Origin of the sequence: Providencia sp. PROV188 (assembly GCF_027595165.1) — a bacterium.
In the GTDB taxonomy this organism is placed as follows: domain Bacteria; phylum Pseudomonadota; class Gammaproteobacteria; order Enterobacterales; family Enterobacteriaceae; genus Providencia; species Providencia lanzhouensis.
Genome location: NZ_CP097291.1, coordinates 3,191,657 through 3,204,339 on the forward strand (window position 1 = coordinate 3,191,657; position 12,683 = coordinate 3,204,339).

Sequence of the window (12,683 nt, forward strand, 5' to 3'; positions counted from 1 at the left end):
ATGTGTAAATATAAATGAGATCCTAGTCCTACCGCTTTTTAATCACTTGATCTTCATCAAGAGCCAATAAGAAATTTGGTCTTTTTTAAATTTATGATAGAAAAATCGATTCAGCGACGAGTTAAAAGATTATTTAACTTTTCATACTGATTTCAATTTGTTTAAAAAAATAGGAGATAAAATGTTAAAAAAAGATAACAAAAGGTTGTTATATCATGATGTTAAAATAAAAATCCATCCATTAGGTCTTATAGATAAGTATAATTAACCGAATTTCGAGTAACGTCTTATTTCAATAATGACTATTGTGGTAAAAACAAATAAGAATTAATATCAATTAAATTAAATACGAATGAATATCAAAAATAAATAAAGCTAAATTTATTTATTAATATATGTCTAATAAAAACAAATAAAGCCTGACTATTATTCTCAGTTATTTTTTTTCAATATTGCGGCAGCGATCGCAACTTGCCCCAATGCAAGTCCACCATCTCCCATCGGTAATTGACGAGCATGTAATACCTCAAGAGGCTGTAGATTCTCTATTAGCAAATGACGTAATAATTGGTTATGCAGAACGCCACCAGACAGCACCACTTGTTGAATGCTATACCGTTTCGCTTGTTGCAGCGCTAAATCCGCAAATCCTTGCGCCAAGGCTTGATGAAAAGCATGGGCTCGTTCCGCTCTCGGCGCATCATAAGCCAACCATTCATGCCAAAAGGTGGTTAAATCCAATTGATTATCCACCACCGGCATTGTGACAGGATGCTGCTGAACTGAGCTTTGCAATGCTAGCGCTTCTAACTGACAAGCCCCCTCGCCTTCCCAACTAGTTTGCTGAGGACAAATCCCTAATGCCGCTGCGATAGCATCAAATAATCGTCCTGCCGATGAAGCGGTTGGGCAGTTAAGCTTTCTAGCAATCGCTTTTTGTAATAGTGGATAAGCAAAAGGAGCGAGCGCCGAAGCAATGGGCTTTGTTTGCCAATCAGGCACAAATTTTTCTAGATGGGCCAATAAGTTACGCCATGGTTGGCGAGATGCTAGATCCCCCCCAGGCATGGCAACTGGCGGTAATCCACCAAGGTGCTGGCTAGAGGCATAATCGACAAGTAAGCACTCACCACCCCACAGCCGGTTATCATCACCAAAACCGAGACCATCCAGCGCCAAACCAATTACTTTTTCATTACCTAACGGAATTCCATATTCCGCCATCACCGCCGCAATATGAGCATGATGATGCTGAACGTGCATCATCGGGATATTCAACTGGTCACTTAAGGTATTACCGTAACGATGACTAACATAATTGGGGTGCATATCCCCTACTAGGTATTCAGGTTTAAATCGATAAATCGACTCAAATAGTGCAATAGATTGCTGATATTGTTGATAAATATCGATATCGTCCAAATCACCTAAATGCTGGCTCATCACCGCACTTTTATCTCTAAGCAAACAAAAGGTATTTTTTAAATCCGCACCTAGCGCCAAAATAGATGGTGAGTTTTCAAAGCCCGCTGGAAGGTCAATAGCATCCGGTACATAACCTCGGGCTCGGCGTAACATTTCCGCTTTTCCGGCATGGTAACGCACTAAAGAGTCATCCGCCCGTTGCACAATATCACGATTATGCATCAGCCAAATGTCTGCAATATTTGCTAAATCCGTGAAAGCCGTTTGCTCCGTCAGTACCGGAGGTTTGCCCGATGCATTTCCTGAGGTCATCACTAATGGTCTATTCACCTGCGCCATCAGCAAATGTTGCAGCGGGTTGGAAGGTAGCATTACCCCCACTTCCCGCAAATGTGGTGCGATATTTTCGCTTAATACGCTATTCTCCCATGCGTGAATAAGGACAATCGGTGCCGCCGCACTTTCAAGTAATGCACGTAAACCTTCAGTGACATCAACTCCTTGGTCTTTTAGCCAGTTGAGAGATGGGATCATTACCGCCAGAGGTTTGCTGGGACGGTGTTTACGTTGACGCAATTGTTCAACCACATGGAAATTAGTGGCATCACACGCAAGGTGAAAACCGCCAAGCCCTTTAATTGCTGCAATTTTGCCATTCAATAAGTCCGTCGCCGTTTGTTCTAAGGCTTGATGGTGAACCGCTAGAACCTTGCCATTTTTGTCACACAGCTGGATTTCAGGACCACAGGTTGCACAAGCATTTGGCTGAGCATGAAAACGTCTGTCTGCTGGGTTTTCATATTCTTGCTGACATTCAGGGCATAAAGGAAATGCCGCCATTGAGGTATTTGGTCGGTCATAGGGCATTTGACGAATAATAGTAAAACGAGGACCGCAATGGGTGCAGTTTGCAAACGGGTAATGATAGCGACGATTCGCAGGGTCAAACAGCTCGTCACGGCAGGCTTTGCAGGTTGCTGCATCGGGGATAACCTGAGTATCCATTCGTCCTGCACCACTATGACGAATCGTGAATTTTTCTGGCAACTCATCCCATTGAAAAGGTTGGGATTGAATAGATTCAATATGTGCAAGCGGCGGGCAGTGTTGATATAAAAGCTGAGTAAATAAAGGGATATCCGCAGTCTCTAGCAGGCGTACCAGCACACCTTCGCCATCATTACAGACGTCACCATTCAAGGCACATTGATGGGCAAGTTGCCAGACATAAGGTCGGAATCCAACCCCTTGAACCTTTCCTTTGATACGTAACTGTATGCCGTTTTTCACTCTAATGCCCTCTGGTGACTGAGATGCTATTCTCGCGCTTCTACGTATAAATAACCTGAGTTCAGATCAAAAAATAAAGCGTTTTTAAGTTTTCTTATGGCATATGAGTTCGAAACTTTATTTTAAAAATAACGTTTCATTCATTTTCAAATAATCAATTAAAAGACGAAAATAAATTAATCATTATTCCACCAATAAAAATAAATGTACCCTATAATTAAAAATCAAAAATAAATTTTAAAAAAAACGAAATCAACCCAGACAGATAAATAATATCAATATTTGATTGTCATTAATGTAAGCATAGACAATGAAAATGAATACAATGAATAAAAAATTCACATCATTAATTTTACTTCAAATATCTTTTTTTATTTTTTGGAGTTTTTTTCCTATTGGTAATGCTAATGAAAATAAACAAGAACACTGGCTTATCTTAGAAAACACATCAGAGCAATCTATTAATGACCTTCCTGAACTGCCAACAGAGCCAATAAATAAACAAGATAACAATCAGAAATTTATTGCTGAAAAAGGAAGCAAGTTAGGTACAATCCTGAGTAGTGAAAATAGCACCAATACTGCTAGAAATATGTTAGAAAATACATTAATGCAGAAGATTAACCGTGATATTAATAATTGGTTTAATCAGGTTGCTTATGCCCGCATTCAATTTAACACGGATAAAAGCGGTAATGCCGCTATCCTCTATCCCTTATATGATAAAGATAGCCATATTGTCTTCACCCAATTGGGATTACAAATTAATGAAGATCGTACAACAACGAATATGGGATTCGGTTATCGTCAGCTTAATAATGATTGGATGTGGGGAGTTAACTCATTTTATGATTCAACATCTTCAAATAGACGCTTAGGTTTAGGCGCTGAAGCATCCGCTGATTTTATTAAACTATCAAGCAATGGTTATTTTCGCTTGAGTGATTGGCATGGTTCTAAATTAGATAATTGGCGTGATTTTGATGAGCGTCCAGCTAATGGTTTTGATGTTCGATTCGAAGGGTTTCTTCCAGACTATCCTCAATTTGGGGCAAATTTAAAATACGAGCATTATTATGGAAAGAATGTAAATATTAACAATGGTTCATATTTAAGAGACTTAAAAAATAACCCAAGCCTTTATAGTGTTGGCGTTTCTTATACACCAATACCGCTTGTAACGATGAAATTAAACCAGTCCGTAGGCAGCTCCAGCGATACATCTGCGATGCTCCAGATTAATTATCGGTTTGATCTTCCACTGAATCGCCAATTATCTGCTGACTCAGTCAAAAGTATGCGTTCTCTTACAGGATTACGTTACGACTTTGTCGACCGAAACTACGACATCGTCATGCAATATAAGAAACAAGAATTGCTCACCATTTCATTACCTAATGAATTAGAGGTGCAATCAAAGCAACAGATCAATCTAACCGCAACAATTATAAAGTCTAAATATGGCGTCAAAGACATTCAATGGTCAGCCCCTGAACTGATTGCTGATGGAGGAAGCTTTATTAAAACCTCCGTAAACAGTATCAAAATTGTTTTACCTCCCATTCAAAACAACCCTAAAACCTATACGGTAACGGCTATTGCAATCGATAATAATGGGAATAAATCGAATACGGCGACAACCCGTTTAAATGTAAAACCGATGTCAGGAATGATTTCTATTTTTACCGTCGTTCCTCAAGGCTCTGTGACAGCCAATGATTCAGATAACTATGAAGCAACCGTGACAGTCACCGATGCTGCCGGAAAAGCGCTCTCAAATACCAATGTCGAATTTACGTTATCAGGTTTCTCGCCATTATCCGCATTTACTTTATCTGGCAATAATATTTCCAGTGCTTCTCCGCTCACATTACCAACGGACAGTAACGGACAGATTATTATCAATATTTGGGGGCAAAAAGCCCAACAAGGATTATTGATTGCTAAATTAGAAGATGGTTATCAATCCAGCAAGCCTCTCCAATTTATCGCTGACAGTTCCACCGCCCAAATCATATCATCTGATATTGTCGTTATTGAAGATAATGCCGTCGCCAATAACAAAGCCACTAACCGAATTTCTGTACACATCACGGATAAATTTGGAAATTCACTAGAAAATCAATTGATTAGTGTATCAGCAAATAATGGCGCAACAGTGGGTAACATTACCCCTACCGATGCAAATGGTGATACGATTTTCTCTTTAACCAGTTTTAATGCGGGTAATAGTGAAATCACAATAACATTTAATGGCAGTCACCATACCGTCAACGTGATGTTTATGCCCGATAAGAGCACGGCTCAAATTGATAGTGCCAATATGATTTTGGTGAAGGATAACGCGACGGCTAATGGTGTTGATACGAATAAAATTAAAGTTATCGTTACGGATGCCCATAACAACCCGCTTCCAAATCAAGTAATTACAGTGACAGCAGAAAATGGTGCAATTATCAGCGCAATCTCGCCAACCAATAGTCAGGGAGAAACAGAATTTACGCTCACGAGCCTCAAAGCGGCTCAATATCGAGTAACCGCTGAAATTAATGGCAGTACCCAATCCCTAAACGTGACATTTGTTGGGGATAACAACTCTGCGAAAATTGATAAAAATGACATGGTAATCACCAAAAATAATGCTAAAGCCAATGGTGTTGATACCGATCGCGTCAAGGTTATCGTGACGGATAAAAATGGTAATCCACTTGCAGACCAAATCATTACAGTGAGTACCGATACTGGCGTGATTGTAGGTACTGTTTCACCAACGAATACTGCGGGGGAAACTGAATTCTCCATCACAAGCACTGAGGCTAAGCAATACAAAATAACGGCAGAGCTAAACGGAAGCTCACAATCTGTTTCAGTTGATTTTATTGCAGATACCAGTACAGCCCAATTAGATAAAAGTGCGATTACTGTCGTCAAAAATGATGCTAAAGCCGATAAAATCGAAATTAATCAAATAAAAGTCAAAATCATCGATGCCAATAATAACCCTATAAAAGGTCAAAGAGTCACTGTGACTGCGGATCCCCATATTGGCATTGGTCCAATTCCAGAAACCGATATTAATGGTGAAACCATTATTTCCTTGACCAGTAGTCTGCCGGGACCCAGCGTCATTGCCCTGTCGATTAATAATAGTACCCAAGATGTCACCGTCACATTTACCAGTGCTATTGACCCGAGCAAATCAACTCTCACACTAGATAAAACACGTATCGTCAATTCATCGGGTGCAACAGAGGATGGAAGAGCCACAATCACGCTCACTATGCTCGATAAGAATAATCAACCGATTACAGGGGTTAAAAATGATGTGAAATTTACCGCCAATAATAACGAACTTAAGATAAGCAATGTGACAGAAACCCTTCCTGGTCAATATACGGCGGTTGTCACCTCTTCCACTGTTGGTGATTACCAGATCACCGCAACAGTGCTGTATTCAACTTATACTGCCCAGTCACCAACAATTAGCGTGTATACCTATATATTCAGGTTAAGCAATTTAGATCATAAAATAGGAGTGACCGCCCTATATGATTATCAATTATTCGTTAAATCCAGCGATGGTGTAGAAAGTGAAATTCAATTAAATGCTAACCAAGTCAATTGGATATCCAGTAATACCAGTGTGGCGAGACCAATATCTCCGGGAGAAATTCAAGGTCTACAGAAAGGGATCGTCGATATTAGCGTTAGCAGTACTGGTACAGGTTATAAAGGTGTCCCTGTCACCGTCATACCCGCAAAATTGACCGTCAGTGAATTGAACATGTCACCAATATATGGTGATTCCACCAGCAAACCCAATTCAGCCTCTGAATACTTGATAGAGCCTCCTGGATATACGTTAACGGGTCAAGGGGATTGGGTCGTGGATTCTATCGGAAATTCCGGTGGAACGGGAGGAACGGCCACGACCATAACTAACACAGATTCGGTGACAAAAATTGATGTTATTGTGTGCCGCTTCCAAGGCGTACTGGTCATCGGTCAATTAACCTTCTACAAGCCCACAAGTAACCAGGTGATTGGAGAAGCACATAATACCTGCACTAATCCACAAACTTATGTCTACCAAATCCCATCGGGAGAACAATTTATCGGGTTTACAGGATGGAATAGTCAAACTTCATCAATCAATCGTGTTTTCTTGGGTGCAATTCGTTTTATTACCATTGATAGATAAAATGGCAGGGTTTCAGTCTCGATGTATTGACCAAAACCCTGCCATTGTCTTTTATGCTTGAATACTAAGGGAGCTCAACTGATAACAGGAAAATACCTGAATATTCATCCGGAGCAAGATCTTTGGTTTTTCTTAATGTGCTGGAAACATCAAAAGTTTGTTTCACAAATGAATCTACCGAAAGTATGGTTGATGGCGCACCATTGACTTTAATTTCAGACTCTAGCCCATCCGCCATAAAAATAAAGTTATCGTTATCTAACCCGGCGACAGCAGAAATTTTAACATCCATTGGATTTGTGCAGCTGATCGTAAAGTTTTCTCTCACAGTATGACCATTCATCGAGCTATTGGATAATGTGCCATGGTCGATATAATCTGGTCCTTCAATATCACAGTTAGTAATAGCAGGGTCTAACGGTGAACAGAGAATTATTGGGTTATCTGCGGTTTGCTCACGCTGCATTTTTTGTCGATACAAAATACCTAAATTGAAGCAGTATCCAACTCCAGGCCTTCTCGGATAAAACTGCCAACGTCCCGGAATTTGCCTATTTAAAACGTTATCTTTTTCTAATGCTCTAGCCACTTCACTGAACGTAACGGGGCTTTCGTCCCATGAACTTCGCTCTCTTAATCTCACTGAGTGAGTATCAAAGTTAACAATGTGTGAGGTACCCGCACCATACCCACCATCTGCATAGGTTCCCCAAGATCCTAACTCTATATCACAAGGACAACTGCCTGTCGTTTGCACAGCCATCGGGCGATTATCGTGTTGTAAGTCCCCGCGTAAAATATATCGTGTGTCCATCCATGCGCCATGGTCAGTAACAAGCTCACCTTGCGCTGCAAATTCAGCCCGAGCAAATTGAAAAGACGATATCGCTAACAAACAGATAAGAATAAGTTTTTTCATAATATCCTTAACAACCGAGTTATTCGTAATAGATATTAAAAGTGGTGGTGGCGCTAAAATCCCCGAGTTTAATACTTTTATTTTTGATTGCGTCTTCTTCCCCCAAAATGGAAGCTTTCAGCGGGATCACGCTAGGGAATTTACTGCCGTTCATTCCAACAATAGGGTATTGGCTATTAATATCCACATTACCATTATCGCTACTCAACACGATGGCATAGCCCAGATCACCGGGGTCACCATCAATTCGCAGCGAACCTTTAATTTTCGGGTTACTGATTCCCGTAAATGACATCGAAAATGAAAAATCAGGTAAAAACTCGCACTCAGAGAGTGTAATTTCAAAGACTTCAGAGATATCTCTTTGACGATAAAGGTCTTTATCATTGACCTCATGAAATGGCACCACAAGCTCCTCGCCGCCATTGACGATACAAGGAATGGCGTGCCTCAATACTCCAGAAAAATTCACCTCATCCGCGAACGCATTCCCGGAGAAATAAAGTAATAGAGTAAAGAAGATTATCTTCATGGATAAGCAACCGTTAATGTCGCGCTAGCGGTAAACTCGCCCGGCTCGACACGAGCAGAACTTGAGCTACTTTTTACTAATGCCGCCTTCAGATCAGGTTTTTTATAGTCAGATTCATAGGTGTATACAAACGTATCGTTCACTCTCAATGTGTCTGAATCATAATAAATTTGCAGTGCAATATCTCTTTGTTCATTAATTGCTAATAAATCATTATCAAAGTAAGAACGTTTGCCTTCAAAACTGAAAATCACATCCATTCCAGATGAGATATTGTCGCATTCCCATTCAAAATCGATATCTTCTATATATTTTGTACCATCTTTGGTCGGCACTAACGAAACCACCAAGTCATCACCAAAATCTACCTCAATCGGGCGATTATTATTGATGACACATGGCGTTCCCTCTATCAAATTTCCTCTAAAGCTCACTTTGACAGCCTGTGCCACACTTGTGTATGCCAGAAATAAAACGAATGATAACAAGAGCTTTTTCATAAGATAATACCTTAATGATATCCTACAGTTAGTGTTGCAGCAGTAGAAAACTCACCTCCAACAGGTCTTATCCCATTAGCCAGTGCCAGTTCTGCGGTTAAAGAAGGTAAAGATTGGATATTATCAATCTCATATTGAGAACCGATATCCATAGGCTTGTTATCAATATACAGTTTGATATTCAAACCCGGTGTATCCGCGACTTTCAGGCTGTTTGAGGTTTCCCCTTTAACGCCTTCAAAAGCAATATACAGCTCATCAAATCGCGAATCACAACTTAAACTATAAGGAATTTCCTCTGTGTATTTACCTGACTCAATTTGCCCAATAACGATGTCATCGCCAAAATCCACATAGATATCTTCGTTATCATTCAATACACATCCGCCAGATAAAACATTCACTCTGACTGTCACAAACTTCCCATCCGCAAATGCAGTCACAGATAAAAAAAACAGTAAACTAAGACAAAACAGGTTCTTAAATTTAAACATTCGATTTATCCATTTCTCTCATTTGCTTATGGGATTAGTTAGCCGCTTGAGCGTGACACTCTGTTGCAGAACAGACAAACGGAACATCAACCTGACCGCCGTAGTCATTGATGTAATTAATCACTGGCGATGAACCTAATTGATCTGCGGTAATTGACAGTTTTTGCTCAGCAAATGGCGCAACGTCTACAGCAACAAAACTTTTTGCTTTCTCTGCGTTGGCACTTTTTCTAATGTTGTTTAATACCACGTAGTAAGCCGTTGGGTTTTTGGCATAAATAGCACCGCCTTTTTTGACTAGCACTAATTTATTCTGCCACGGCGCATTTTTCATTTGCGTGGAATCAACCGCTAAAGAAGCTGGACGATAGAACAACTTCACACGTGTTTGTAATGCAATTTGCAGTACGTTAGATTTTTTACTTGTAGGTGGAATTTCTCTTAAATTAAAGAAAAACAGGCTTTCTCTATCTTGAGGCAATTTCACTATGTCTGGTAAAGCTTCAATACGCAATTGGCTTGTTTGCCCCGCATTAATTCTTTGGATTGGTGGTAAAATCGTAAAATAAGAGGTTAGCTTTTCGCCTTTTTCATCTTGAAACCAGCCTTGCGCCAAATAAGGCAGTTGGTTATTTTTATTACTTACCGTTAATGAGACTGAATTGCTATCGCCATTATAAATAATACGCGTTCTGTCCATTGAAATTGCAGAATAAGCATTCGCAGTCACGAAGCAGCTAAGTAATAATACGGATAATTTTTTCATCATAAACATTAGCCTTCTTTTAAGATTATTATTAATTACATGGTAAGAGCAGTTTGTCGTAAATATTATGCTCTTCGATATTTTGTGGGAATGTAATCGTACATTCAGAACCTTGCCATAATACTTTCATTGCCTCACCCGGTCTTATTCCACCGATGTAAGCTTCACCTTGGTCACCCACAATACCGGTTGTCTTGCCAGCATTATTTTTAATATCCGCAGCAAATGGTGGGTAACTTCCATCTTGTAATCTCAACGTCACCATCATTTTGATCCCAGAAATAACATCAAAACTACGATAACCTATTGCCCCTTCAGTGAGTGTGGTTCGTGTTACGGAATCCGCAACCTCAACATTCTTAGGTAATTTATTAATATCAACAACGACGTCTGTCTTATAGTAGCTATTAATATCTGGTACAACGACTTTTCCAGAACCACTAGAGCGTAAATGTGTGCCGTTATATTTTACAGGGACATCTTTAACGCCATTTGTATCAACAAAAACTCGTGTTCCACCTGTTGATGTGACTGGATGCATTCCTATTCCGTACCCCGTCAATGTTATGCCGCCTTGGACATTCGCAGATAATGACATTGAGTTATTACTTATATAGTTATAGCTGGTATTAAAATCATTCATATTGCCTTTATGGCTATAATAGCTACTAAATATTCCGCTATGTCGATTATTACCGATAGAAAGTGAAAGGTTATCTTTATTTTCAAGACGCTCATTCACTGTCACTTTATTCGTATTATCGTTCTTACCATTATACGTTGAATAATTGACATAAGTTCCTGATGCTAATGGAACTGAAAGGCTGACATAAACTCCGTTATCTTGATAACCCTGCATTTTGCTATTAAACATGTTGATAGACAGACCGATATTATGAAACTTGCTGGTATCAAAATATTTCGAAAAGGTCATGTTATAGCGATAACTATTTGGGCGATTCCAATAGGTTTGGTGCGTGTAGTTTAAATTTATGGATGAACGCCAATCAGTAAAGTTTTTACTTAGTGATGCAGAATAAGAGCCTTTATTGTGTCCTGCATACATAATATCTTTTTGGTCATTATAAGTAAGGAAGTCACTCATCGTCATAAATTCACGATCCATAAAACGGTATGCGGACAATTGAATTTGACTATTACTTCCTTCGAAGCTTTTATAATAATCGACTTTAAATGCTTTGCCTTTTAAGGTCGGTCCATCTGTCAATGCTGCTATTGAATGATTAAATGAAAATGAGATTGCACCAAATTGAAACAAATCACGTCCAACACCAGCAGCAAAAGAGTTAAATCGACTACTATTTAGTGCGCCACCAAAAACTGACCAACCATTGCTAACGCCCCATGAAACCTCGCTTTGTGCGAATGCATCCCCCATAACATGGCGATCCATATCCGTTGGTCTACCTGCGCTCACTTTATAACGCACAGAACCTGGACGAGATAAAAAAGGAATGTTTCCAGCTTCTACTTCAAATTCTGAAACACGCCCATCACTTTCTTCAACTCTGACTTGTAACGTCCCTGAAATACCGCTATTTAAATTTTGGATTCTAAATGGACCCGCAGGAACTAAGCTTTCATAAATAACGCGTCCATCTTGGCTAATTTTGACTACCGCGTTCGTTTCTGCAAAACCCGTCACCTCTGGTGCATATGAACGTAAGCTCGGCGGTAACATATTGTCGTCAGAACGTAATGAAATCCCAATAAACTTGAAGCTATCAAACAAATCTGTTTGCAGAAAATCTTCACCTAGAGTTAATTTCGATTTTAAGCTGCGAATAGCTCGATAAGCATAAATATTCGTCCATTTAATATCATGAGTATCATCAACTCGACTATTTTGTGCATGGTTATATGAACCTTGCCAAAAACCCCGTAAACGCCAGCTATCAAAATTAGCGCCAACCGCCCCTAATCCTGAAAGGAAAAAAGTATTGTTCGATTTGTTATCACCTAAACTATGGTTATATTGTGAGGTCAGATTATAGTCAAAAATAATACCTTTAATGCCATCTTCCCAACGAGATGCTGATTCCCAGTCGTTGGCTGAATATTCCTGGTAACTTTTAGGAATATTAATAATTAATGTTCCGGTCGATAAATTAGGTGTTACTGACATTCCTTCTAAGCTAGCAATATCTAAACACTCTAAGCCATCAATAGTATTCCACTGTAATACACTTTCAGCTTCCGAATTTAAGTCAAATTTCTCGACAATTTCATCCGTTAAACACGCTTGTGATTTTTCTTCATAACTCACAACGGTTATTTTCTGCTCAGGTATATACGCGTTATTTATACTTAGTTTAAAGGGGTAAATGCCAGGAACAATATAAAGATCTTGTGAAAAAACTGCCAAATTAATATTTTCTCTATCTTCTGCGTTCAATATATTAATATTGAAGTCCACAGCCTCTTCAGAGAGAGCAATTAATGGATTCAGCAGCAATAAAGATACCGTGATGAGTTTTTTCATGACTTTATTTTTTATTAACATTTAAAAACACAGAACACATAATTTTATTATTA

Annotated in this window: 8 protein-coding genes; 1 reads left to right on the top strand and 7 read right to left on the bottom strand. The window is 39.3% G+C overall.

The features are described from left to right. Positions 1-432 precede the first annotated feature (432 nt). Positions 433-2,715, bottom strand: a complete 2,283-nt coding sequence (gene hypF / locus M5X66_RS14600) for a carbamoyltransferase HypF (protein WP_108478452.1) — start codon at positions 2,713-2,715, stop codon at positions 433-435. A 325-nt stretch (positions 2,716-3,040) separates the two neighbouring features. Here hypF and M5X66_RS14605 point away from each other — a divergent pair, with 325 nt between their 5' ends. Beyond that, on the top strand, positions 3,041-6,916 hold the full coding sequence (locus M5X66_RS14605) for an Ig-like domain-containing protein (RefSeq protein ID WP_195848043.1): 3,876 nt from the start codon (positions 3,041-3,043) through the stop codon (positions 6,914-6,916). Between the two features lie 64 nt (positions 6,917-6,980). Here M5X66_RS14605 and M5X66_RS14610 read toward each other — a convergent pair whose 3' ends face one another. The 6 genes from M5X66_RS14610 to M5X66_RS14635 are packed head-to-tail and all read right to left on the bottom strand — an operon-like array spanning position 6,981 to position 12,630. Continuing rightward, the gene (locus M5X66_RS14610; protein WP_270103682.1) at positions 6,981-7,835 is read right to left on the bottom strand and encodes an MrpH family fimbial adhesin; all 855 of its coding nucleotides are present in this window, start codon (positions 7,833-7,835) and stop codon (positions 6,981-6,983) included. Positions 7,836-7,854: 19 nt separating this feature from the next. Next, positions 7,855-8,367, bottom strand: coding sequence for a fimbrial protein (locus tag M5X66_RS14615; RefSeq protein ID WP_036956207.1), 513 nt, complete (start codon positions 8,365-8,367; stop codon positions 7,855-7,857). Further along, complete coding sequence (locus M5X66_RS14620; RefSeq protein WP_108478450.1) at positions 8,364-8,867, bottom strand: fimbrial protein; 504 nt, start codon at positions 8,865-8,867, stop codon at positions 8,364-8,366. The genes M5X66_RS14615 and M5X66_RS14620 overlap by 4 nt, the downstream gene beginning before the upstream one ends. 11 nt (positions 8,868-8,878) lie before the next feature. Further along, positions 8,879-9,361, bottom strand: a complete 483-nt coding sequence (locus tag M5X66_RS14625) for a fimbrial protein (RefSeq protein WP_036956202.1) — start codon at positions 9,359-9,361, stop codon at positions 8,879-8,881. 34 nt (positions 9,362-9,395) lie between these two features. Continuing rightward, entirely contained in the window at positions 9,396-10,136 is a 741-nt protein-coding gene (locus M5X66_RS14630; protein ID WP_108478449.1) for a fimbria/pilus periplasmic chaperone, read from the bottom strand. 22 nt (positions 10,137-10,158) lie between these two features. Next, positions 10,159-12,630 carry a fimbria/pilus outer membrane usher protein gene (locus M5X66_RS14635; RefSeq protein ID WP_270103683.1) on the bottom strand — a complete coding sequence of 824 codons (2,472 nt, stop codon included), beginning with the start codon at positions 12,628-12,630 and terminating at the stop codon, positions 10,159-10,161. Positions 12,631-12,683: the final 53 nt, after the last annotated feature.

What these genes read in the sequence shown, in the direction of transcription:
- M5X66_RS14625 (WP_036956202.1), bottom strand. Translation starts at nt 9,361, where the DNA reads ATGTTTAAATTTAAGAACCTGTTTTGTCTTAGTTTACTGTTTTTTTTA.
- M5X66_RS14615 (WP_036956207.1), bottom strand. Translation starts at nt 8,367, where the DNA reads ATGAAGATAATCTTCTTTACTCTATTACTTTATTTCTCCGGGAATGCG.
- M5X66_RS14620 (WP_108478450.1), bottom strand. Translation starts at nt 8,867, where the DNA reads ATGAAAAAGCTCTTGTTATCATTCGTTTTATTTCTGGCATACACAAGT.
- M5X66_RS14630 (WP_108478449.1), bottom strand. Translation starts at nt 10,136, where the DNA reads ATGTTTATGATGAAAAAATTATCCGTATTATTACTTAGCTGCTTCGTG.
- M5X66_RS14610 (WP_270103682.1), bottom strand. Translation starts at nt 7,835, where the DNA reads ATGAAAAAACTTATTCTTATCTGTTTGTTAGCGATATCGTCTTTTCAA.
- M5X66_RS14635 (WP_270103683.1), bottom strand. Translation starts at nt 12,630, where the DNA reads ATGAAAAAACTCATCACGGTATCTTTATTGCTGCTGAATCCATTAATT.
- M5X66_RS14605 (WP_195848043.1), top strand. Translation starts at nt 3,041, where the DNA reads ATGAATAAAAAATTCACATCATTAATTTTACTTCAAATATCTTTTTTT.